Genomic DNA, 22,721 nt, shown 5'->3' with positions numbered 1-22,721 from the left:
GTGTGGTGTTGCGAAGTTGCTGTGCTGCTGCGGCGGGTGGAGAGAGAGTGACATCAGGGGCGCGTACATGTCAGGACCCCAAAGTGATGTTGGCCGGAATTCGACTGTCTGGTTAACGTTTCAGGAATGTAAAACGGGCGCCGCCCGAGGGGGTTGAACCCCCGGACGACGCCCTGTTCCGGTGCTGGTGGGGTGCGGTTTACGGGAACGTCAGCTTCCAGCTGTTGATCGTGCCGACGTCCTGTGCGGCCTGGTCCTGGACCTTCAACTTCCAGGTTCCATTGGCCGATTCGGAGGAAGCGTTGACCGTGTAGGTCTCGTTGACGTTGTCCGCCGAGTCGGAGGACGAGAAGTTCTTCAGGCGGTACGAGGTGCCCGACGGACCGACCAGGTCGATCACCAGGTCACCGCGCCAGGTGTGCGTGATGTCCACGCTCACCGAGAGGTTGCTCGGCGCGTTTCCGCTCCTGCCGGAGACGGTGATGTTCGAGGTGACCGCCGGCCCGTTGTCCGGGATCGACACCGGCGAGGTGTTCTCGTACGAGGTGCCGCCGCCCCCGCCGCCACCGGAGCGCGAACCGACCGCCACGCCCGCCCAGGCGTCCTGCACCGCCTTGTACTCGGCGCTGGTGGTGCCGTACAGCTCGCCGGCCGCCGCGAGGGTGCCGGTGCGGGCGCCCGCGTAGTTGGTGGTGGAGGTCCACTTGGTGGTCAGCGCCCGGTACCAGATCTGCAGCGCCTTGTCGCGGCCGATGCCGGTGACCGGAAGGCCGTCCGCGGTCGGCGAGTTGTAGGTGACACCGTTGATGACCTTGGTGCCGCTGCCCTCGCTCAGCAGGTAGAAGAAGTGGTTCGCGGGGCCCGACGAGTAGTGCACGTCGATGGACCCGATCCCCGAGTACCAGCTGTCCTTGGACGCGCCGTCCTTGCTGGGCTTGTCCATGTAGCGCAGCGGGGTGCCGTCGCCGTTGATGTCGATCTTCTCGCCGATGAGGTAGTCGCCGACGTCCGAGCTGTTGTTGGCGTAGAACTCCACGCCGGTGCCCATGATGTCGGAGGTGGCCTCGTTGAGGCCGCCGGACTCACCGCTGTAGTTGAGGCCGGCGGTGTTGGAGGTGACGCCGTGGCTCATCTCGTGGCCCGCGACGTCCAGCGAGGTCAGCGGGTCGGCGTTGCCGGAGCCGTCGCCGTAGGTCATGCAGAAGCAGCTGTCGTCCCAGAACGCGTTCACGTACGCGTTGCCGTAGTGCGTACGGGAGTAGGCGCCGACACCGTTGTTCTTGATGCCGCTGCGGCCGAAGGTGTTCTTGTAGAAGTCCCAGGTGACCGCGGCGCCGTAGTGGGCGTCGGCGCCCGCGGTGGCGGCGTTGGACGTGGTGCCGTTGCCCCAGGTGTCGTTGGTCTGGGAGAACAGCGTGCCGGTGCCCGAGGTGCCGTGGTTGAGGTTGTACGTCTTGTGGCCGCCGCGCGCCCCGTCGGTCAGCGTGTAGTTCGAGCCCGACTGGGTCGTGGTCAGCGTCACCTGGCCGCTGTACTGGGTGTTGCCGACGCCGGTCCTGATGCCCTGGTACTCGAAGAGCTTCTTGCCGGTGACGGCGTCGGTGACGACGTGCAGCTGGTTCGGGGTGCCGTCGTCCTGGAGCCCGCCGACGACGGTCTCGTACGCGAGAACGGGCTTGCCGCCGCCCGCCCAGATCACCTTGCGCACGCTGTCCGCTGCCGGCTTGCTGCCGCCGAGGACCCTGGCCCGCTGCACGGCCTGCTTCTCGACCGAGGCCCTCGACACGGCCGGGGTGAGGCCGGCGACCTTCAGCGAGGCGTTGCTGGCCTTGATGACGGACTTCGTCGCGCCCGACTTGGCGGTGTCCACGATGAGGTCGCCGCCGAGCACCGGCAGACCCGCGTAGGTCCGCTCGTAGCGGGTGTGCACAGTCCCGTCGGCGTCCTTGACGACGTCGTGGACGACCAGCTTCTCCTTGGCCCCGAGACCTATGGACCGCGCCGTCGCGGCCTTCTCCGAGTCCGCGTGCCGGATCAGCTCGGCGCGCTGCGAGGGCGTGAGCTTGACGGCCACATGGGCGGGGTTGACCTTGCCGGCCTGCGGCTTCGCCGGGGCGGCGCTCGCGGCGCCGGACTGGACGGCCGCGGCGATCAGGGCGGCGACACCCGCGAGGGCGACGGTGGCGGTGCGGCGGTGCGCTGTGTGGGAGGTGCGTCTGCGAGAGGTGCTGCTCACACTGACTCCTTCTGCGTGACCGCGGGTCGCGCGGCCAAGGGGAGACCGGACGGTGGGTTGGGACGTCCGGGCAGAACAGGGCGTTACGCGGAACCACGTGCAGGTGCAGGGCCGGCTCACGCGAGCATGGGGAACTGTGGGGTTGCTGTGAGTCGGCCGTGGGAAGAGTGGCAGGGGATCACGGCATCTGTCAGGACCGCGTCAGAAACTTGGCTGGAAATGGTTCGTTGACCGGATGTTCATGTTCGATATGCGGACCGTTGGCCCGAAGGCGGCCCGACCGGGCAACTGGGACGGATGCTGCACCGGTTGGACCGACGGACTAGTCCTCGGCGACCGTGTCCCCGTGCCACGTTCGCCACAGGGCCGCGTACGCACCGTTCGCGGTCACCAGTTCGTCGTGGGTGCCCAGCTCGGTGAGAAGGCCGTTCTCCATGACCGCCACGCGGTCCGCGTCGTGGGCCGTGTGGAGGCGGTGGGCGATGGCGATGACCGTGCGGGACTCCAGGACCGCGGCCAGGGCGCGTTCGGTGTGCCGGGCCGTGGTGGGGTCGAGGAGGGCCGTGGCCTCGTCGAGGATGAGGGTGTGGGGATCGGCCAGCACGACCCGGGCCAGGGCGAGTTGCTGGGCCTGGGAGCCGTCGGTGGGGTGGCCGTTCGGGCCGAGGGGAGTGTCCAGGGAGGACGGGAGGGCGCGCACCCAGTCGTCCGCACCCACTGCCTTCAGGGCCGCCCACAAGTCGTCGTCCGTGGCGCCGGGTTCGGCGATCAGGAGGTTGTCGCGGACCGTGCCGAGGAACACGTGGTGCTCCTGGGTGACCAGCACGACCTGGCGGCGCAGGCGTTCCGGTTCCAGGGACGCGATCGGTACGCCGCCCACCGTCACCGTGCCCGCCCCGGGCGAGTCGATGCCGGCGAGGAGCCTGCTGAGCGTGGTCTTGCCGGCGCCCGACGGACCCACCACGGCGAGGCGCTCACCGGGACGCACCGTCAGGTCCACCCCGCGCAGCACCTCACCGCCCCGCTCGTACGCGTACCGCACTCCGCGCACGTCGATCAGGTCGTCCGCCGGCTCCGGACAGCCGCCCTCCGCCTCGGCCCGGGGTGCCTGCGCCAGCCCCTCCACCCGGGCGAACGAGGCACCGCTGCTCTGCAGTTGCTCCACCCGCATCAGGATCTGGTCCAGCGGCTCCGTGAACTGCCGCAGGTACAGCGCCGCGGCCACCACCGCCCCGACGCCCACCGCACCCCGCTGGTGCAGCCACCCGCCGAGCAGCAGCACGCCCACCACCGGGACGGTGTACGTCACCTCGACCGCGGGGAAGAACACCGACCGCAGACGGAGGGTGTAGAAGCGGGTCAGGCGGGACTTCTCCAGCGCGTCCCGGTTCGCCGTGATCCGCCGCCGCCGGAGCCGGAACGCCTCGACCGTCCGGGCCCCGGTCGCCGTCGCCGCCACGATCTCGGCCACCTCCGAGGTGGCCGCGCCCTCGGCGAGGTAACCGTCCCGCGCCCGGCGCAGATACCAGCGCAGCGCCAGCCAGATCGGGGTCAGTCCCAGCACACCGAACAGCCCCAGCACCGGGTCGAGTGCGAACACCGCACCGAGCACGAACAGCGCCTGCACGGTGCACACCAGCAGCTCCGGCCCGACGTCCCGCAGCGTGGTGCCCACGGTCGCCACGTCGGCCGTACCGCGCGCGGTCAGGTCACCGGTGCCGGCCCGCTCCACCGCCGAGGCGGGCAGCGCCAGCACCCGGTCGACGTACTCCTCGCGCACCCGGGCCAGCGTCCGCTCCCCGAACCGGTGTCCCACGTAGCGCGCCCAGCGCGCCAGCAGCAGCTGGGCCAGCGAGCAGAGCAGGATCCACAGCGCCAGCCGGTCCACCGCCCCGACCCCGTGTCCCGCCCGCACCTCGTCGATGATCCGCCCGACCAGCCACGGCCCGGCGAGCCCCGCCCCGGCCGCCAGCGCGTTCAGCACCAGCGCGACGGCGAACGCCCGCCGGTCGGCCCGCAGCAGCCGCCCGGTGGCCCGCCGCACCCCGGCCCGGTCCGCGACCGGCAGCAGCCCCGTGTCCGTCGTCGTCACCGTACGGCCTCCTCGGCAGTGTCAGCAGCGTCAGCAGCTTCATCGGTGTCCCGCGCCACCAGCGCCCGGTACCCGGGCTCCGCCACGAGCAGCCGCTGATGCGGGCCGCTCGCCGTCACCTTGCCGTCGACCAGGAACAGCACCGTGTCCACCCGGTCCAGCACCAGCGGCGACGTGCTCACCACCACCGTCGTCCGGCCTTCCCGAGCCGCCCGCAGCCGCTCGGCGACCGTGGCCTCCGTGTGCGCGTCCAGCGCCGAGGTCGGCTCGACGGCCAGCAGCACCTCGGGGTCCGCGAGCAGCGCCCGCACCAGCCGGATCCGCTGCCGCTGCCCACCGGAGAGGCTGCGCCCCTGCCCGGTCACGGCCGAGTCCAGCCCGTCCGGCAGCCCCCGTACGACATCCTCGGCGGCGGCCGCGTACACCGCCCGGCGCAGCGCGGCCTCCTCGGCCGGGTGCTCGGCGGCCACGACCTCCCTCAGCGGTCCGGCGAACAGGTCCGCCTCGTTGTCGGCGACCACGATCCGGTCCCGTACGTCGGCCAGCGGTACGGCGTCGAGCCGTACCCCGCCCCAGGTCGCCTCGGTGGGCCCGTACCGGCCCAGGCGGTCGACCACGGCGGCGGCCTCCGCGGGCCGGACTGCGGCCAGCGCCACCAGCCGGCCCGGCGCCACCCGCACCCCGGACGCCGGATCGCACAGCTCGGCCGGCCCGTCCGGTGCGGCCAGCGTGCCCGTGTCCGGCTCGGGTTCCAGCCGCAGCAGCCCTACGACCCGGCGGGCGGCCACCACGCCCCGGTTCAGCTCGTAGGCCATCTGCACGAAGAACGCCACCGGCCCGATCAGCACCGCCACATAGCCGTACACCGCGACCAACTCGCCCACGCTGATGGACTTCTCGGCCGCCAGCCGGGCCGCGAGCCAGGTCACCACGGCCAGGAACAACGTCGGCAGCCCGACCCCGAGCGCCTGCACCCAACTCGCCGCAGCGCCCACCCGATAGCCCTGCGCGCGCAGCCGCTGCGAGTCCTTCCGGAAGGCGTCCGAGAACAGCCCCTTGCCGCCCAGCCCGTTGAGGACCCGCAGCCCGCCCGCGAGGTCGCCGATGCGCGCCGTCAGCACGCCCTGCCGTTCCCGGTACTCGCTCTCCGCGCCCTGCAGCCGCAGTGTCAGCGGCCCGGTGAGCAGCGCGATCACCGGCACCCCGAGAAGCACCACGGCGGCGAGCGGTGCCGAGATGGCCAACAGCAGCCCCGCCACGACGACATACACCACGATCGAGCCCACCCCGGGCCCGACCACCGTCAGCGCCTGCGCGAGGGTCGCCACGTCACCGACCCCGATGGTGACGACCTCCCCGGCCCCGGCCCGGCGCGACAGCACCGCCCCCAGCCGGGCCGCGTGCCCGACGACCAGCTTGACCGTACGGAAGTTGGCGTCCATCCGCACCCGCGTCATCGTGCGGTGCCGCATGATGCTCACCCAGGAGTTCAGCGCCCCGAGCCCGAACATCGCGGCCGTCCACCAGCCGAGCACCCCCAACCGCCCAGGCACCAGCCCGTCGTCCACGGCCCGCGCCATCATGTACGGCTGTGCCGCCATCAGCACCATCCACGCACTGCCCAGCAATGCGCCGGCCAACGACCGCCACGGCTGACGCAGCACCAGCCACCACAGGTAGTGCCACCCGCCCCGAATGTCGGGCGTGCCCGGATCCGCGTACGCGTCGATCATCCATCCCCCGTTCGCTCGGCACCCACCGGAACAGCGGCCCTGACCGGAGACGTCGAACGTACTCAGCGTAAGGATGGTTGCTCCAACGAATAAGACGGCATCCTATTTGGGCAGGTGGGCAGGTGGGCAGGTGGGCAGGTGGGCAGGTGGGCAGGTGGGCAGGTGGGCAGGCGGGCAGGCGGGCAGGCGGGCAGGCGGTCGCGGCTGTTTGACCTTGACACGGTGACAGGGTCTTCACTCCTTGCCGAGGAGGTGGTCTCGATGACGGTCACGGGACAGGACACGGATGCGGTACGAGCACTCCAGGGGCTGGAGGACGGCCGTTCGTCCGTACGGCTGCGGGCCGCCATGGCGGCCGGCACGACGCCTGACCCGCGCTTCGTCGACAAGCTCGTCGAGCGATGCGCGATCGAACCCGAGTTCCTGGTCCGGGACATGCTGACCTGGGCGCTCACCCGCCACCCGGTGTCCATGACGCTTCCCCGGCTGCTCCGCGAGGTCCGCTCGGAACGTGCGCAGGCACGGAGCCAGGCGCTGCACACGCTGTCCAAGATCGGGGACCGGCAGGCGTGGCCGGCGATCACCCGGTCCCTCCTGTCCGACGCCGACGACGAGGTGGCGCGAAGCGCCTGGCGCGCCGCGGTCGTGCTCGTGCCGGAAGGCGAGGAGTCCACGTTGGCCACGGTGCTGGCGACGCAGCTCGGGCGCGGCGGCCGGGAGACGAAGCTGAGTCTCAGCCGGGCCCTGGTCGCGCTGGGTGAAGCGATCGTGCCGGTGCTTCGCTCCGCGACGACGGCGCCCGACCCGCGCATGCGCGCGCACGCGCTCGCCACACGACGGCTGCTGAGCGACCCGGACGCCGGACTCGAGTTCGCGATCGAGGAGGCGAAGCGCGTCGTGGCCCTCGGCGGGTCCGGCCAGGAGGGACGATAGGGCGTGTTGATCGGTGAGGTGGCGCGGCGCTCCGGGGTCAGCGCCCGCATGCTCCGGCACTACGAGTCGCTCGGCCTGGTACGCCCCTCGGGTCGTACCGGCTCCGGATACCGCGAGTACTCCGGCGAGGACATCCGGCGGATCTTCCATGTCGAGAGCCTGCGGTCGCTCGGACTGTCGCTGCGGGAGATCGGACGCGCGCTCGACGATCCGGGCTTCGTGCCCTCGGCACTCGTCGACGACGTCGTCCGTCAGACGCGTGAACGCATCGCGGCCGAGACCGAACTGCTCACGCGGCTGCGCCGGATCCATGCCACGGACCCCGCCGGCTGGGAGGACGTCCTCCAGGTCGTGGCGCTCCTGCAGGCACTGGGGTCGCAGTGCGCCGACGTGCGCCAGCGCGCGGCCCTCTCCTCGGGCGGCGAGGTTCCGGTGCCGGTCGAGGCCCTGGTCGAGGCGGCACTCGGCGAGACGGATCCGAACGTCGCCGGGGCCCTTCGATGGGCGCTGGCCCGATCGGGCGACGGCGGCCCGGCACTGCTGGCGGAGAGCCTTCGTTCACCGGCGGCCGTGGTGCGGGAACGCGCCGTCCAGGCCCTCGCAGAGATGCCCGGTGAGGAAGCCGCCGAGCGGCTGCGGGACGCCCTCGCGCACCCCGACGCCGTGGTACGCGGGCATGCGGCTCTGGCGCTCGGCACACGCGGTGCGGCCGATGCCGTCCCGACGCTCATCGACATGATCGTGGAGGGAAGGAACGACACCGACGCGGCCGATGCGCTGAGCGTGCTGGCGAGCGACACCGCGGCGGCGGATCGGATCGCGACCAGGATCTGCGACCGCCTCGCCCACGACACCACCGGGGCGGCTGCACGCGGCCGGCTGACCCAGGCGCTGGCGGGCATCCCGGGGACGAGGGTGTCAGGTGCGCTCGGGGAACTGTCGCATGACGCGGACCGTGCCGTCGCGCTGACCGCGATGTACCTGCTTCGGCTGCGCGACGCCCGGTGAACCTGCGGCCGCGCCCCGAGCGAAAGGCTCAGCCCAGGATCCCCCGGTCATAAGCCACCGCCACCGCCGCAGCCCGGTCCTTCACGCCCAACTTGGTGTACAGGTGCGTGAGATGGGTCTTGACCGTCGCCTCGCTGATGAACAGTTCGCGGGCTATCTCGCGGTTGGAGGTGCCCTTGGCGACCAGGGTCAGGACCTCGCGTTCGCGGGTGGAGAGGGGCTCGTTGCCGGGGGAGCGGACGGCGTGGACCAGGCGGGAGGCGACGGCGGGGGAGAGGACCGTGCGGCCTTCCGCGGCCGCCCGGACCGCGGTGAACAGCTCGTCGCGCGGGGCGTCCTTGAGGAGGTAGCCGGTGGCGCCCGCCTCGATCGCGGGGAGGGTGTCCGAGTCGGTGTCGTACGTCGTCAGCACGAGGACCTTGGCGCGGGCGCCGCGCCGGGTCAGTTCGGCGATCGCGTCGACTCCGCCGCCGCCCGGCATCCGCAGGTCCATGAGGACGACGTCCGGGTCGAGTGCGGCGGCGCGCTCGAGGGCCTCGACGCCGTTGGCCGCCTCGCCGAGGACGGTGAAGCCGGGGGCGGACTCGAACATGCCGCGCAGGCCGTCCCGTACGACGGGATGGTCGTCGACGATCAGCAGAGAGATACCCGGTTCACTGGTCATGGCGGACCAACGGTACGCGAGCCGACAGCGCCGTGCCGTGGCCGGGCTCGGACTCCACCGCCAGGGCGCCGGCGATGCGTTCGGCGCGGGCGCGCATGCCGTCGAGGCCGAAGCCGCCGGAGCGGGTGCGTTCGGGGGCGGCGAGCGGGTCGAAGCCGCGGCCGTCGTCGCGGATGTCCAGGATGACCTCGTCGCCCAGGAAGGAGAGGGTGACGCCGACGCGGGTGGCGTGCGCGTGGCGGGACGCGTTGGACAGGGCTTCCTGGGCGATGCGCAGGAGCGTGGCCGCGACCTCCTCGTGCAGTTGCTCCGCGGTGCCCGTGACCGTGAACTCGGCACGTATGGAGACCCGTTCGCTCCATTCGGCGACGGTCTTCTTCAGCGCCTCCGGCAGGCCGTCGTGCTCCAGCGCCACCGGGGCCAGATTGTGCACCGAGCGGCGGGCCTCGCCGAGGCTGTGCCGGGCTAGTGCGGAGGCGCGTTCGAGATGGGTGCGGGCGACGGCCAGGTCGGGTGCGTTCGCCACGACCTGGAGCTGGGCGATGATGCCGGTCAGCCCCTGGGCGAGGGTGTCGTGGATCTCGGCGGCGAGCCGGCGGCGTTCGTCGGCGACCCCGGCCTCCCGTGCCTGGACGAGGAGTTGGGCGTGCAGGGCGGCGTTCTCGTCGAGGGCCTGCTGCAGCGCCGCGTTGGTGCGCTCCAGTTCGGCGATGGTGTCGCTCTGGACGTCGGACCGGGCCTGCTCCTGCAGGGCGTACCGGGTGAACACACTGACCATGCCGACGTTGACGCCCAGGACCAGGAAGAAGCCGAGCCACAGGACCAGTCCGTGCGGCGGCATACCGCCGATCTCGCTGCCGGACATGGTGACGGCGGTCAGGAAGAGACCGGGCATCACCAGGCGGCGGGGCAGCTCACGGACGGCGGTGTAGTAGCCGGTCACGGCGTAGAAGGCGAAGAACGGGTTGATCCAGGTCAGTACGAAGCCGATGGCCCAGCGCAGCAGGTAGAGGCCGGCGTCGGCGCGGTTCGGACCCGGGCGCCTCCGTCTCGCCCTTCCCCAGACCGCCTGCAGCACGACGCTCGCGGCCACGAGCACTCCCGTGACGACCAGTTCGGAACGGTCCATGCCGGTGAGGCGGGCGGAGATCGTCCCCGCGACGACACCGGCGGCCAGCAGCGCCCAGGGGCCCCAGGCGTCGAAGGAGGCCCGGGGCTGCTGTCGGGCGGTGGTCGTCATGGCACCAGTGTCCGGCACGGCTCGCTCACTCCCAGCGGAACCAACGCGCGGCCGCCGCCGTCAGCAGCAGCGTCCAGGCCGCGAGCACGCCCAGGTGCCCCCACCCGGGCCAGTGCCCGGCCGCCGCCTCGCCCAGGGCGCGGGCCGCCGCGCCGAACGGGGTCAGCTGCACCACCCGCGCCAGCGTGTGCGGCATCGCCTGCACCGGCAGCCACAGACCCGCGCAGAACATCATCGGGAAGAACACCGCCGAGCCGATCGCGCTCGCGATCTTCGTGGTGCGGGACAGCGCCGAAACGACGGAGCCGAGGGCGAGAGCCGCCCCGGCGGCGAGCAGCAGGGCCAGCAGATATCCGGCAGGCTGCTCGGGCAGCCGTACGCCGAAGGCCAGTCGGCCGACCACGAGCGCGAGCAGCGCCGAGGCCAGCGCCACCGTGCCCTGCACGACCATCTGCGCCGACAGCAGGGCGGAGGGCCGTACCGGTGTGAGCCGCATCCGGCGCAGGATGCCGCGCTCCCGGTGACCGGTCAGTGCCTGGGGGAGCGACTGCACCCCGGACATGATCAGGGCGATCAGGACGGCGATGGGGACGTAGGCGTCGACGGGCCGCAGCCCGCCCAGGGACTTGTCGGCCTCCCGGAACGACGGGATCGAGCCGAGGACGACCAGGAGCAGCGTCGGGAACAGGAAGATCCAGAAGACGGCGCCGGGTTCCCGGCGGAACAGACGGAACTCGGTGCGCAGGACGGCGGTGTTCATGCCGTGGCCTCCTTCGTCAGGTCGAGGAACGCGTCGTCGAGGGTGGCGTCGAGGACCCGCAGCTGATGAGCGGTGACGCGGTGGCGGGCGAGCAGGGTGATGACGGCGTTGACGGTCTCGTCGGTGCCGGAGAGGGTGATCCGGCCGTCCCGGTGCTCGCACGACGCGAGCGCCGGCAGGGCGGCCAGCTCACGCTCGTCCAGCGGGGCGGACGGGGTGAAGCTGATGACGGTCGCGCCCGCCGAGCGGCGGATCAGCCCGGCCGGTGTGTCCAGCGCCGCGACACGGCCCTTGTCGATCACCGCGACCCGGTCGCACAACCGCTGCGCCTCCTCCATGAAGTGGGTGACGAGCAGCACGGTGACCCCGCTCGCGCGGACGTCCTCGATGAGCTGCCAGGTGTCGCGGCGGGCCCGCGGGTCGAGGCCGGTGGTCAGCTCGTCCAGCACCACGACACGGGGGTTGCCGATCAGGGCCAGTGCGATGAACAGGCGCTGTTGCTGGCCTCCGGAGAGCTTGCCGAAGCGGGTGTCCGACTTCGGGGCCAGCCCAAGCCGCTCGGCCAGCGTCCGCCAGTCGGCGGGGCGCGGGTAGAAGGACGCATACAGCTCCAGCGCCTCCCGCACGGTGAGTTTGGGCTGGAGTTCGCTCTGCTGGAGCTGGGCGCCGAGGACCTTCGCGACCTGCTCGTGGTCGGCGACGGGGTCCAGGCCGGTGACCCGGACGCGGCCGGTGTCCGGGACGCGCAGCCCCTCGACGCACTCGACGGTGGTGGTCTTGCCGGCGCCGTTGGGGCCGAGGATGCCGAAGATCTCGCCCTCCTCGACGGCGAAGGAGACGCCGTCCACGACGGGGCGGCCGCCGTAGGACTTGCGCAGATCGGTGACTTCGATGACGGGTGGCATGCGTCGAGAGTCCCGTGCGGGCGGGGTCCGGCACATCGGCCGTCGCGCTCGACGCGGCATCAACCGATCGGTTGACGGCGGACTACGACCCCCTGCCCGCGGCTCCTCGACTCCCTTGTACGACTCCTCGAACACTCCCCCCGAGCTCCCGGCCTCGCTCCAGCAAGGGGAACCCCCAGGTCGTAGGACCAGGGACGGATGCGGGTCGGGCCAAAACTCGGTGGGCGATGTCAGTGCGGATCCGTAGGCTCGCGATGATGCCCACGACACGTGCAACCACCGAGGACCGCTCCGCCGTACGCACCCTTCTGCGGCTGTGGCCGTATGTCCGCCCCGTGCGGGCCCGGCTGTTCACGGCCGCGGTCGTCGCGGTCGTCGCCTCCTGTACCGGACTGGTGATCCCGCTCGTACTGAAGTGGCTGGTGGACGGACCGGTCGCCGACCGCGACCCGGCCGGGGTGTGGCTCGGTGCGCTGTACCTGCTGCTGCTCGGCGTCGCCGAGGCCGTCCTGTTCGGCATACGGCGCTGGCTGGTGGCCCGGCCGCTGTCGCACGTCGAGGCGGAGATGCGGGCGGGCCTGTACGGCCGTCTGCAGCGGCTGCCCGTGTCCTTCCACGACCGCTGGGCGTCCGGCCAGTTGCTCTCCCGGGGCACCACCGACCTGATGCTGCTGCGCATGTTCCTCGCCTTCCCGCTGACCTTCCTGCTGGTCAACGGGGTGACGATCCTCATCGGCGTGGTGATCATGCTGATGCAGGACTGGGTGCTCGGGCTGGTCATCCTCGGGCCGGCCGTGCCGGTCATGTGGACCTGCGTGGTCTTCGAGCGGCGCTACGCCGAGGTGGCGCGGCGCGCCCAGGACCAGGTCGGGGACCTGACGACGGTGGTCGAGGAGAGCGTGCTCGGCATCCGCATCATCAAGGGCTTCGGCCGGCACCGCAGCCAGGCACGGGCGTTCCGGGAGCTGGCGGGCACGCTGCGCGGCACGGAGCTGCGCAAGGCGCGGCTGCTCGCGACCATCTGGGGTGTCATCGTGACGCTTCCCGAGGTGGCGATCGGGGCGGCGCTGGTGCTGGGCGCGGTCCGGGTGGCCGACGGGCAGCTGTCCGCGGGCACGCTGGTCGCCTTCCTGAGCACGGCACTCGCGCTGCGGTGGCCGGTGGACTCGATCGGCTTCCTGCTGGCGATGAGCCAGGAGGCGGCGACGGCGACCGAGCGGTACTTCGAGGTGATGGACGAGGAGCCGGAGGACGGGTCGGCCGGGGGCGGCTCGCGCGACTCGGCGCCGCGAGGTGCCGCTGCGCGCGGACTGCGCTTCGAGAACGTCCGGTTCCGCTACCCGGACGCGCCCCCGGACTCCCCACCCCTGCTCGACCGCATCGACCTGCGGATCCGCCCCGGCGAGTCCATGGCCCTGGTCGGAGCCACCGGCAGCGGAAAGACGACGCTCACCGCCCTCGTCCCCCGCCTGCACGAGCTGACCTCCGGGCACATCACCCTGGACGGGGTCGACATCACCGCGATGTCCCGCGAGGAGCTGCGCGCCAAGGTCGCCGTGGCCTTCGAGGAGCCGACCCTGTTCTCGGCCAGCGTCGGCGAGAACGTGCTCATGGGGGCCGGGGACGACGCCTCGGAGGCGGACCTCGACCGCGCCCTCGCCGTGGCGCAGGCCGAGTTCGCGCACGCGCTCCCGCAGGGCACCGGCACCCAGGTCGGCGAGCAGGGCCTGAGCCTGTCCGGCGGTCAGCGCCAGCGTCTCGCGCTGGCCCGCGCGGTCGTCGGCCGGCCGGAGTTCCTCGTGCTGGACGACCCGCTGTCCGCCCTGGACGTGCACACGGAGGCCGCCGTGGAGGCCGCGCTGCGGCACGTCCTGGCGGACACCACGGCGCTGATCGTGGCCCACCGCCCGTCCACGGTGCTGCTCGCCGACCGGGTCGCCCTGCTGTCGGGCGGCCGGATCACCGCCGTCGGCACGCACCAGGAACTGCTGCGCACCAACGCCGAGTACGCACACCTGATGTCCGGCGAACAAGGCGAACAAGGCGAACAAGGCGAACAAGGCGAACAAGGCGAACAAGGCGAACAAGGCGAGCAAGGCCGAGAAGGGGAACGAGGGGACCTCCGATGACCACCACCACGACCGCCGCCCCCGCCACGGACAACGACGACGAACTCCCCCGCCCCGAGGGCACCGGCGGCGCAGGCGATCCCTTCGACCAGGACGTCCTGCCCACTCCGCCCGGGGCAACGGCCTCCCTCCTGCGCTCGCTGCTCGCGCCCATGAGGGCCCGGGTCGCCTTCACCACCGTCCTCCTGCTGCTGCAGCAGGCGGCGGTGCAGGCGGGCCCACTGCTGGTGGCGTACGCCCTCGACACCGCCGTACCGGCGTTCCGGGACCACGACCACGGTCCGCTGATCGCGGTCGCCGTCGGCTATCTGCTGTGCGCGCTGCTCTCCGGAGGGCTGCAGTTCGCGTTCATCGAGGCGTCCACCCGGGTGAGCCAGGACGTGCTGCTGGACCTGCGCGGGCGGATCTTCCGGCACGCGCAGGCGCTGAGCGTCGACTTCCACGAGCGGTACACCTCGGGACGGCTGATCTCCCGCTCCACGACGGACGTCGAGTCGCTGCGCGAACTCCTCAACGAGGGGCTCCAGGAGCTGGTGACCGTCGTGCTGTCCTTCGTCTACATCTCGGCGATGCTGCTGTGGCTGGACCTCGGCCTCGGCGCGGTCGCGGTGGCCTCCTTCGTGCCGCTGTACGTGCTCGTCCGGGTCTACCGGCGGCGCGCGGGGCGGGTGTACCGCGCGCGCTCCACGGCGATCGCGGCGGTGATCGTGAAGTTCGTGGAGACGATGAACGGCATCCGCCCGGTGCGCGCGTTCCGCCGGGAGGCCGCGAACGACGCCGAGTTCGCCGTCCTCAACAGGCGGCACGAGCGGACGAACGGGGACGCCCTGCTGGAGATGGCCCGGTACGTGGTCGGATCCCGCCTGGTGGCCAACACGGCGGTCGCCGCGATCGTCCTGTGGGGTGCCTACCGGGTGGCGTCCGGCTCGCTGGCGCTGGGTGTGCTGGCGGCGGCGGTGCTGTATCTGCGGCGGCTGTACGACCCGATCGACCGGCTCGGCATGTTCCTGAACTCCTACCAGTCGGCGGCGGCCTCCCTGGAGAAGATCGCCGGGCTGCTCGCGCAGACGCCCACCGTGCCGGAGCCCTCGGCGCCCCGTGAACTCCCGTCTCCGAAGAGCGAGTTCCCGGGTCGCGAGGTCGTCTTCGACGGGGTCCGCTTCGCCTACCGCACCGGCGGCGTGGTGCTGCCCCGCTTCGATCTGACCCTCCCGGCCGGGCAGACCGTCGCCGTGGTCGGCTCCACCGGGGCGGGCAAGTCGACCCTGGCCAAGCTGCTCGCGCGTTTCTACGACCCCTCCGACGGCCGGGTGCTGCTGGACGGCGTCGACCTGCGCGAGCTGGCCGTGCCCGAGCTGCGGCGCGGGGTGGTCATGGTGACCCAGGAGGCCTTCCTGTTCTCCGGCACGGTCGCGGACAACATAGCCATCGGCCGGCCCGACGCCACCCGCGAGGAGATCGAGCGGGCCGCGAAGGCGATCGGCGCGCACGAGTTCATCAGCGCACTGCCCGACGGGTACGACACCGACGTACGCAAGCGCGGCGGCCGCATCTCGGCCGGCCAGCGCCAGCTGGTCTCCTTCGCGCGCGCGTTGCTCGCCGACCCGGCGGTCCTGATCCTGGACGAGGCCACCAGCTCCCTGGACGTCCCGGGCGAACGGGCCGTCCAGCGGGCGATGTCGACGGTCCTGCGGGGCCGTACCGCCGTGGTGATCGCCCACCGCCTCTCCACCGTGGAGATCGCCGACCGCGTCCTGGTCATGGAACACGGCCGCATCGTCGAGGACGGGCGGCCGGACGAACTCATCGCGGGCACGGGCAGGTTCGCGGACCTGCACCGGGCCTGGCGGGACAGCCTGGCGTAGCCGCCGGTCCGGACCCTACGGCACCCCGAGTTCGAACAGCGCGTACCCCGCGTACGAGCCGGAGGCCAGGGCGGCGATGCCGAACAGGGTGCACTGAGTGCGCACGCCGAGGCGGCGCATGGCGACGGCGAGGGGGACGAACAGGGGGAAGCAGGGGAGCAGATAGCGGGAGACGTTGGCGAAGATCTGCTGGCTGCCCAGGACCAGTGCGAGGGTGAGCACGGTGTGGACGACCAGCACCGCCGGCGGGCGCAGCCGCAGCAGCAGGGGGAGCAGGGCGAACGCCAGCAGGACGACCCCGACCCCGATCACGTCGGCGAAGGGCCAGGCGGACAGGTACGTGAAGTGGCCCACGGGGACGGACGTCAGGACGTCGAAGGTCTGCTTGCCGTAGTCGAAGCTGTGCGCCCACGCGCCCGACTGGAGCTTGAAGTAGCCGCCGTAGTCGCCCATCCGGTGGCCCACCCAGCCGAGGTAGCCGAGCAGGCCGAGCGGGGCCACGGCCATGGCCAGCAGCGGGCGCAGAACGCCGTCGCGGCGGTCGCGCACTGCGCACAGCGCGGCGACGGCGAGCGCGGCGATCAGCGCGGCGGCCGTGGGCCGGTTGAGACCTGCCGCGAAGGTGAGGACGCCGGCGGTGAGCCAGCGGCGGGTCATGACGGCGTAGCAGGCCCAGGCGGCGAGGGCGACGTAGAGGGAGTCGGAGTAGACCGCCCACTCCACGCCGGAGCCGGGCCAGACCGCCCACAGCCCGGCGGCCGCCAGTCCGGCCCGCCGGCCGCCGAACCAGTCGGCGACCGCGTAGATCCCGAGGGCCGCGACGAACGAGGCGAGGACCGAGACCAGGAGGCCGGAGCCGAACGGGCCCAGGCCGGTGACCGTCGAGGTCAGCCGCATCAGCGCCGGGTACAGCGGGAAGAACGCCGCCGAGTTGCCCTCCAGGGTGATCAGACCGGTGGCGCCGGGGATGTGGACGAGCTTCGGGTCGTAGCCGTGCAGCGCGATCTGCTGGTACCACCAGCCGTCCCAGGTGGCCAGGACGTCCCAGGTGTGCGCTCCGCCGCCGAAGCGCGGGTGCTTGGTGCGGAAGTCACCGGCCGAGTCCAGCAGGTACATGAAGGAACAGAAGCCGGCCAGCTTCAGGGCACCGTAGAAGGCGAGGACCGGCCCGTGGTGGCGGACGGCGGCCCGCAGGCGCTCGCGGAGGCCGGGCGGGCGGGCCGCGGCCGGCGCGGGTATGTGGTCCAGGGTCATGGTCATGCGGCGCTCGATCCAGTACGGCGGCGGCCCGGCGCGCGGCGCATCCGGGCGATCCCGCGCAGGTCGGCCAGCGCGGTGGCGAGGATGTCGACCCGGCTGTCGGGATCGTCCACCCAGTCCACCGGCACCTCGTGGATCCTGAGGCCCGCCCGCTCGGCGAGCACCAGCAGTTCGGTGTCGAAGAACCACTCGCCGTCCCGCACCAGCGGCAGCAGCCGCTCGGCGACATCGCGCCGCACCGCCTTGAACCCGCACTGCGCGTCGGAGAAGCCGACGGAGAGCGTGCAGCGCAGCAGGACGTTGTAGCAGCGGGAGATGACCTCCCGTTTGGGACCGCGCACCACCCGGGCACCGGGTGCGAGGCGGGTGCCGATGGCCAGCTCGGAGTGGCCCGAGATGAGCGGTGCGACCAGCGGCAGCAGCGCCGCGAGCCCGGTGGACAGGTCCACGTCGGTGTACGCCAGCACGGGCGCCCGCGAGCCCGACCAGGCCGCGCGCAGCGCCCGCCCGCGCCCCTTCTCGGGCAGCCGTATGCACTCCACCTCGGCCAGCTCCGCCACGAGCCGGGCCGCGATGTGCGGGGTGCGGTCGGTGCTGGCGTTGTCGGCGACGGTGATCCGGAACGGGTAGGGGAACGTGTCCCGCAGGTGCGCGTGCAGCCGCCGGACGTTCGGCTCCAGGTCCTTCTCCTCGTTGAACACCGGCACGGCCAGGTCCAGGACGGGCTCCTCGGGATCGGTCGGCAGAGGGGCGCGCCGGGGCAGCGGAGTCCTCGACGGTGTGGCCCGACGCGGGCGGAGATTTATCACGTAGGTACCTTGTGTTCCTGAGTGCGGGGCGCGCTGAGGGAGCGCGCGGCGGTGAAGTGACGGAGGAGAGCGGCGCGTCAGCCGGTCGGGCCGGCCACCTGGGAGGGTGCGTACGACGAGTCGTCCGGGCTCGCGGTGTCCGTGGGCGGGGGTGAGGTGTTCGAGTCCCGTTCCGGGGGGGTCGCCGTGGCCGTGCCGGTGGGCGGCCCGGAGGCCGGGGCGGTGGTCGTCGACGTCGCGGGCGGTACGGAGGTCTCCATGGTTCCGCCGGGGTTCGGTCCCCCGGTGGTCGCCGTCGAACTGGGCGGCGGGCTCGGCGAGTCGTCCGGCGAGGGGGATGTGCTCGGAGTGGGCGACGGGCTGACGGCGGGCCGCGGGTGGGGCGCGCTGGGCCGGTCCGTGGCCGGAGCGTGCGGCCACAGGAACAGGCCGAGGCCGAGCCCCGCGACCGCCAGCACGGACCCGGCGGCCCGGCGTGCCGCCCGTACCCGGCGCCGGGTGCGCACGCCGGAGTACAGCCGGTCCTGGTTCCTGGCCTCGAAGGGGCTGTGTTCCTGGGTGCTGTGCATCAGCTGCGTCAGCTGCCGTTCGAAGTGATCCATGGCTTCTTTCCTCACCCCACCGGCTCGATGACGTCGGCCAGGAGCCGGCGCAGCCGGGCCACCCCGCGCGCGGCGTGGGACCGGGCCGTGCCCACCGGGCAGCCCAGGGTCTGAGCGACCTGCCGGTCGGGCAGGTCCTGGTAGTAGCGCAGGACGACGGCGGCCCGCTGCTGCGGCGTCAGCTGGGCGAGCGCCTCCTCCAGCCGGGAGCGCTCGGCGACGGTCGCGGACATGTCGCCGGCCGCCGCGGCCTCGGGCAGCTCCTCGACGGGCCGCTCGCCCCACCAGCGCCGGCGGGCCGAGCGGGCCGCGGCCCGGGCCAGCACCTTGCGCACATACGCCTCCGGCGCCTCGTCGGCGACCTTCGGCCAGACGAACCACAACTTGACCAAGGACTCCTGCAACAGGTCCTCGGCGCGATGCCGGTCCCCTCCGGTGAGCAGACGTGCGAGATGGAGCAACACCGACCAGCGGGCCGTCACGAACGCGTCGTACTCACCTGCCCGAGCCTGCTCCATTCCCGTGGTCCCCGTTCTCGCCGACTGTCTCCACAGGGGGAAAGGCCCTGGACCCCCTCCCGCGCTGCACCCGGCCGGCGTGATCCGCGTCACGCACAGGACTCACACAGCGTCAGTCGACCCGCAGCAGCAGCACCGCCCGCGCCGGCACCGTGATCTCCGTACCGGCCGGGTGGACCGTGCCCGGCGCTTCGGACTGCTCCTCACGCGAGGTGTCGACGACGACCTCGTACCGCTCCGCCCAGGGCGCGCCCGGCAGGACGAAGCCCGTCGGCCGGTCGCCCGCGTGCAGCACGGTGAGGAAGCTGTCGTCCAGGACCGGCGCGCCCCGCTCGTCCCGGCCCGGGATGTCCCGTCCGGACAGATACATGCCAAGCGTGGCGGCGGGTGCGTACCAGTCGCCCTCGGTCATCTCCTCGCCCCGGGAGGTGAACCAGGCCAGGTCGCGCAGGCCGTCCGCCGAGTGGGCACGGCCGGAGAAGAAGGCACGGCGGCGCAGCACCGGATGCCGGTGGCGCAGGGCGATCAGCCGGGAGGTCAGGTCGAACAGGGGGCGCCAGGCCGGGTCGTCCAGCAAAGACCAGTCCAGCCAGCTGATCTCGTTGTCCTGGCAGTAGGCGTTGTTGTTGCCGTGCTGGGTGCGGCCCAGTTCGTCGCCGGCGACCAGCATGGGCACGCCGGTGGACAGCAGCAGGGTCGTCAGGAGGTTCCTGAGCTGCCTGCGCCGCAGGGCCCCTATCCGCTCGTCGTCCGTCTCGCCCTCCGTCCCGCCGTTCCAGGACCGGTTGTCGTCGGTGCCGTCGCGGTTGTTCTCGCCGTTCGCCTCGTTGTGCTTGGTCTCGTACGACACCAGGTCGCGCAGGGTGAAACCGTCGTGCGCGGTGACGAAGTTGACCGAGGCGTACGGCCGGCGGCCGCCCCAGGCGTAGAGGTCGCTGGAGCCGGACAGCCGGTAGCCCATCTCCCGTACGTCGGGCAGGGCGTGACGCCAGAAGTCGCGTACGGCGTTGCGGTAGCGGTCGTTCCACTCCGTCCACAGCGGCGGGAACGCGCCCACCTGGTAGCCGCCCGAGCCGATGTCCCACGGCTCGGCGATGAGCTTGACCCGGCGCAGCACGGGGTCCTGGGCGATGACGGCCAGAAAGGGCGACAGCATGTCGACGTCGTGCATCGAGCGGGCCAGGGCCGCCGCCAGGTCGAAGCGGAAGCCGTCCACGCCCATCTCCGTCACCCAGTAGCGCAGCGAGTCCGTGATCAGCCGCAGGACCTGGGGCTGGACCACGTGCAGGGTGTTGCCGCAGCCGGTGTAGTCGGCGAACCGGCGGGCGTCGTCCTGGAGGCGGTAGTAGCCGCGGTTGTCGATGCCCTTCAGGGAGAGCGTGGGGCCCAGCTCGCCCGCCTCGGCGGTGTGGTTGTAGACCACGTCGAGGACGACCTCGATGCCGGCCGCGTGCAGCGCGCGGACCATCCGCTTGAACTCGCCGACCTGCTGGCCCGTCGTACCGGAGGCCGCGTAGGCCGCGTGCGGGGCGAAGTAGCCGATGGAGTTGTAGCCCCAGTAGTTCTTCAGGCCGCGGCGCAGCAGGTGGTCCTCGTGGGCGAACTGGTGCACGGGGAGCAGCTCCACGGCCGTGACCCCCAGCTTCACCAGGTGCTCGATCGCGGCCGGGTGCGCCAGACCCGCGTAGGTGCCGCGCAGTTCCTCGGGAATGCCGGGATGCAGCTTGGTGAAGCCGCGCACGTGCAGCTCGTAGATCACCGAGTCCGCCCACGGTGTCTTGGGGCGGCGGTCGTCGGCCCAGTCGTCGTCATCGTGGACCACGACGCCCTTGGGGACGTACGGCGCCGAGTCCCGGTCGTCGCGCACGGTGTCGGCGACATGCTGCTCCGGCCAGTCCCGGACGTGCCCGTACACCTCGGGCGGCAGCCCGAACTCGCCGTCCACCGCCCGCGCGTACGGGTCCAGCAGCAGCTTGGCCGGGTTCCAGCGGGCGCCGGTCCACGGGTCCCAGCGGCCGCCGACGCGATAGCCGTAGCGCTGCCCCGGCATCACGCCCGGGACGAAGCCGTGCCAGATCTCGTGCGTCAGTTCGGTCAGCGGGATCTGCGTCTCCCGGCCCCGCTCGTCGAACAGACACAGCCGCACCGCCTCCGCCCCGCCCGCCCACAGCGCGAAGTTGGTGCCCGCGACCCCGTCCGGGCCCACCCGGAACCGGGCCCCCAGCGGAGTCGGCGCACCCGGCCACGCGGGCGGGGCGGCCGGCAGGGCGCGACGGACGCCGTCCACCAGGGCCGCCGGGTGCCCGCTCTCGGCGGCCCGCCCCTCGGCCAGTGCCCGCTGCTCGGCTGCGCTCGTCACCAGTCGGCCCCTCTTTCAGTGGCTCGCCCCCGGGGCGCAGCCGGCCGCGCCGAAGGGCCGGGCGTGCCCGGACCCTTCCGGCCCAGGACACGCTCGGCCGCCCGGTACGGCTGCGCCCCGACGGCTCCGACGCGGGCTGGGGTACCCCCTCCGGGGGGAGGCTCCCCGTCGTCCTCCCCACTGTTCTGCCCAGCCCTGGCGTCGCACTCACGTTTCCCCGGAGCGTGCCCGGTCGTTGAGTCCCACGTGAGGCACGTAAAAGGGCGCGCACGGCGCGCGGGGGCCGCGCTGGCCGCCGTACTGACATGGGCGGGTCTGCTGGCCGGCTGCTCCTCGGGCAGCCCCGGCGGACTGGACTTCGACCGGGTCCTTGGCAAGCATCCGGCTTCCGGGGACGTCATCCGGGTCACCCCCGACGACGGCGGAACGGCCGTCAAACCCGGGGAGCGGCTACGGGTGCGGGTGCCCGACGGGCGCCTGGAGAAGGTGAAGGTCGTCAAGTCCCAGGACGCGCAGGACTCCCCGGTCCCCGGGCACATCAGCGCCGACGGGCTCAGCTGGGCACCGGACGACAAACGGCTGGCGCTCGCCGCCAAGTACACCGTGGACGCGGTCGCGCTGGACGCCGAGGGCCGGCGCTCGGCCCGGCACTCCACCTTCACCACCCTCGTCCCCGCGGAGCGGTTCATCGGCTACGTCACCCCCGAGAACCGCTCCACCGTCGGCACCGGAATGATCGTCTCCCTCTCCTTCAGCCGGGAGATCACCCAGCGCGCCGCCGTCGAACGGGCCGTACGGGTCACCGCGAACCCGCCCGTGGAGATCCGCCCGCACTGGTTCGGGAACAACCGCCTGGACTTCCGGCCCGAGCGCTACTGGAAGCCCGGCACCGAGGTCACCGTCGACCTCGGCCTCAGGGACGTCGAAGGGGCGCCCGGCGCCTTCGGCCTGCAGGACAAGACGTTCACCTTCACCGTCGGCCGCAGCCAGGTCTCCCTGGTGGACGCGGCCGAGCACATGATGGAGGTCCGGCGCGACGGTCAGCTGCTCGCCGACGTGCCCATCACCGCGGGCGCACCCGAGACCACCACCTACAACGGGAAGATGGTGGTGATGGAGATGCTCGAGGTCACCCGCATGAACAGCCGGACGGTCGGCTTCGGCGGCGAGTACGACATCCCCGACGTCCCGCACGCGATGAAGCTCACCGACTCCGGCACCTTCCTGCACGGCAACTACTGGTCCCCGGACGCCCCCGGCCGGGTCAACGTCAGCCATGGCTGCGTCGGGCTGAGGGACGTCAAAGGCGGCAGTTCGGACACTCCGGCGGGCTGGTTCTTCGACCGCAGCCTGGTCGGTGACGTCATCGAGGTCGTCAACAGCAAGGACAAAACAGTCGCTCCCGACAACGGTCTCGGAGGGTGGAACATGGGCTGGAAGGAGTGGAAAGCGGGCAGCGCGGTCAAGTAACCAGATGAGGGACGGGGTTGCGGGCGAGGGCGGCCGGTTGAATTTGCGACTGAACGGTGACATTCACCTGACACCTCGCTCAAAACCCTGCGGTTAACATGCGCACACCAAGTGTGGTGGGGAGCGGGCCTGACCTGG

Annotated in this window: 16 protein-coding genes and 1 pseudogene; 5 read left to right on the top strand and 12 right to left on the bottom strand. The window is 72.2% G+C overall.

Annotation, left to right across the window (positions count from 1 at the left end; translation table 11 throughout):
* Positions 1-199: 199 nt before the first annotated feature.
* From FB157_RS45430 to FB157_RS45415, 3 genes are all read right to left on the bottom strand, one after another.
* Entirely contained in the window at positions 200-2,236 is a 2,037-nt protein-coding gene (locus tag FB157_RS45430) for a M4 family metallopeptidase (RefSeq protein ID WP_145887453.1), read from the bottom strand.
* Positions 2,237-2,558: 322 nt separating this feature from the next.
* Positions 2,559-4,328 (bottom strand): ABC transporter ATP-binding protein, encoded by a 1,770-nt coding sequence (locus FB157_RS45420; protein ID WP_145887451.1) that lies wholly within the window; start codon positions 4,326-4,328, stop codon positions 2,559-2,561.
* Positions 4,325-6,061, bottom strand: coding sequence for an ABC transporter ATP-binding protein (locus FB157_RS45415; RefSeq protein ID WP_145887449.1), 1,737 nt, complete (start codon positions 6,059-6,061; stop codon positions 4,325-4,327). The genes FB157_RS45420 and FB157_RS45415 overlap by 4 nt, the downstream gene beginning before the upstream one ends.
* A gap of 261 nt (positions 6,062-6,322) precedes the next feature.
* Here FB157_RS45415 and FB157_RS45410 point away from each other — a divergent pair, with 261 nt between their 5' ends.
* Positions 6,323-6,994, top strand: coding sequence for a HEAT repeat domain-containing protein (locus FB157_RS45410; RefSeq protein WP_145887447.1), 672 nt, complete (start codon positions 6,323-6,325; stop codon positions 6,992-6,994).
* 3 nt (positions 6,995-6,997) lie between these two features.
* Positions 6,998-8,002: a HEAT repeat domain-containing protein gene (locus tag FB157_RS45405; RefSeq protein ID WP_145887445.1), complete on the top strand. Its 1,005-nt coding sequence runs from the start codon at positions 6,998-7,000 to the stop codon at positions 8,000-8,002.
* A 28-nt stretch (positions 8,003-8,030) separates the two neighbouring features.
* On the opposite strand, the gene FB157_RS45400 is transcribed toward FB157_RS45405, so the two are convergent.
* From FB157_RS45400 to FB157_RS45385, 4 genes are read right to left on the bottom strand one after another with little or no spacing between them, the layout of a single operon-like run.
* The gene (locus FB157_RS45400) at positions 8,031-8,666 is read right to left on the bottom strand and encodes a response regulator transcription factor (protein ID WP_145887443.1); all 636 of its coding nucleotides are present in this window, start codon (positions 8,664-8,666) and stop codon (positions 8,031-8,033) included.
* Positions 8,656-9,906 carry a sensor histidine kinase gene (locus FB157_RS45395; RefSeq protein ID WP_145887441.1) on the bottom strand — a complete coding sequence of 417 codons (1,251 nt, stop codon included), beginning with the start codon at positions 9,904-9,906 and terminating at the stop codon, positions 8,656-8,658. The genes FB157_RS45400 and FB157_RS45395 overlap by 11 nt, the downstream gene beginning before the upstream one ends.
* A 25-nt stretch (positions 9,907-9,931) precedes the next feature.
* A complete protein-coding gene (locus FB157_RS45390; RefSeq protein ID WP_145887439.1) occupies positions 9,932-10,666 on the bottom strand; it encodes an ABC transporter permease in 735 nt (244 codons plus the stop codon).
* The gene (locus FB157_RS45385) at positions 10,663-11,571 is read right to left on the bottom strand and encodes an ABC transporter ATP-binding protein (protein WP_145887437.1); all 909 of its coding nucleotides are present in this window, start codon (positions 11,569-11,571) and stop codon (positions 10,663-10,665) included. Before FB157_RS45385 ends, FB157_RS45390 begins: the two co-directional genes overlap by 4 nt.
* 257 nt (positions 11,572-11,828) lie before the next feature.
* Between FB157_RS45385 and FB157_RS45380 the strand changes: the two genes are divergently transcribed.
* Positions 11,829-13,700 (top strand): ABC transporter ATP-binding protein, encoded by a 1,872-nt coding sequence (locus tag FB157_RS45380; protein ID WP_145887435.1) that lies wholly within the window; start codon positions 11,829-11,831, stop codon positions 13,698-13,700.
* On the top strand, positions 13,697-15,565 hold the full coding sequence (locus tag FB157_RS45375) for an ABC transporter ATP-binding protein (RefSeq protein ID WP_145887433.1): 1,869 nt from the start codon (positions 13,697-13,699) through the stop codon (positions 15,563-15,565). Before FB157_RS45380 ends, FB157_RS45375 begins: the two co-directional genes overlap by 4 nt.
* Positions 15,566-15,580: 15 nt before the next feature.
* On the opposite strand, the gene FB157_RS45370 is transcribed toward FB157_RS45375, so the two are convergent.
* The 5 genes and pseudogenes from FB157_RS45370 to glgX all read right to left on the bottom strand — a co-directional run bounded on the left by FB157_RS45370 (position 15,581) and on the right by glgX (position 21,113).
* The gene (locus tag FB157_RS45370) at positions 15,581-16,825 is read right to left on the bottom strand and encodes a glycosyltransferase family 39 protein (protein ID WP_186581984.1); all 1,245 of its coding nucleotides are present in this window, start codon (positions 16,823-16,825) and stop codon (positions 15,581-15,583) included.
* A gap of 23 nt (positions 16,826-16,848) precedes the next feature.
* Positions 16,849-17,589 (bottom strand): annotated as a pseudogene (locus FB157_RS45365) (dolichyl-phosphate beta-glucosyltransferase); the annotation flags it as partial.
* 122 nt (positions 17,590-17,711) lie between these two features.
* On the bottom strand, positions 17,712-18,236 hold the full coding sequence (locus tag FB157_RS45360) for a hypothetical protein (protein ID WP_145887431.1): 525 nt from the start codon (positions 18,234-18,236) through the stop codon (positions 17,712-17,714).
* 11 nt (positions 18,237-18,247) lie between these two features.
* Positions 18,248-18,754 carry a SigE family RNA polymerase sigma factor gene (locus FB157_RS45355; RefSeq protein ID WP_145887429.1) on the bottom strand — a complete coding sequence of 169 codons (507 nt, stop codon included), beginning with the start codon at positions 18,752-18,754 and terminating at the stop codon, positions 18,248-18,250.
* 112 nt (positions 18,755-18,866) lie between these two features.
* Positions 18,867-21,113, bottom strand: a complete 2,247-nt coding sequence (glgX, locus tag FB157_RS45350; RefSeq protein WP_186581983.1) for a glycogen debranching protein GlgX — start codon at positions 21,111-21,113, stop codon at positions 18,867-18,869.
* Positions 21,114-21,359: 246 nt separating this feature from the next.
* On the opposite strand from glgX, the gene FB157_RS45345 reads away from it, so the two are divergent.
* Positions 21,360-22,583, top strand: a complete 1,224-nt coding sequence (locus FB157_RS45345; protein ID WP_145887428.1) for an Ig-like domain-containing protein — start codon at positions 21,360-21,362, stop codon at positions 22,581-22,583.
* Positions 22,584-22,721 lie beyond the last annotated feature (138 nt).

The organism is Streptomyces sp. BK340 (assembly GCF_007827595.1).
Classification (GTDB): domain Bacteria; phylum Actinomycetota; class Actinomycetes; order Streptomycetales; family Streptomycetaceae; genus Streptomyces.
The sequence above is the reverse complement of the archived record's forward strand: the minus strand, read 5'-3'. Positions and strand labels throughout refer to the sequence as shown.

Excerpts from the sequence above, each read along its gene's own strand:
- FB157_RS45400 (WP_145887443.1), bottom strand. The coding sequence starts at position 8,666 with ATGACCAGTGAACCGGGTATCTCTCTGCTGATCGTCGACGACCATCCC.
- FB157_RS45415 (WP_145887449.1), bottom strand. The coding sequence starts at position 6,061 with ATGATCGACGCGTACGCGGATCCGGGCACGCCCGACATTCGGGGCGGG.
- FB157_RS45375 (WP_145887433.1), top strand. The coding sequence starts at position 13,697 with ATGACCACCACCACGACCGCCGCCCCCGCCACGGACAACGACGACGAA.
- FB157_RS45395 (WP_145887441.1), bottom strand. The coding sequence starts at position 9,906 with ATGACGACCACCGCCCGACAGCAGCCCCGGGCCTCCTTCGACGCCTGG.
- FB157_RS45385 (WP_145887437.1), bottom strand. The coding sequence starts at position 11,571 with ATGCCACCCGTCATCGAAGTCACCGATCTGCGCAAGTCCTACGGCGGC.
- FB157_RS45360 (WP_145887431.1), bottom strand. The coding sequence starts at position 18,236 with ATGGATCACTTCGAACGGCAGCTGACGCAGCTGATGCACAGCACCCAG.
- FB157_RS45355 (WP_145887429.1), bottom strand. The coding sequence starts at position 18,754 with ATGGAGCAGGCTCGGGCAGGTGAGTACGACGCGTTCGTGACGGCCCGC.
- FB157_RS45380 (WP_145887435.1), top strand. The coding sequence starts at position 11,829 with ATGCCCACGACACGTGCAACCACCGAGGACCGCTCCGCCGTACGCACC.
- FB157_RS45390 (WP_145887439.1), bottom strand. The coding sequence starts at position 10,666 with ATGAACACCGCCGTCCTGCGCACCGAGTTCCGTCTGTTCCGCCGGGAA.
- FB157_RS45410 (WP_145887447.1), top strand. The coding sequence starts at position 6,323 with ATGACGGTCACGGGACAGGACACGGATGCGGTACGAGCACTCCAGGGG.
- FB157_RS45370 (WP_186581984.1), bottom strand. The coding sequence starts at position 16,825 with ATGACCATGACCCTGGACCACATACCCGCGCCGGCCGCGGCCCGCCCG.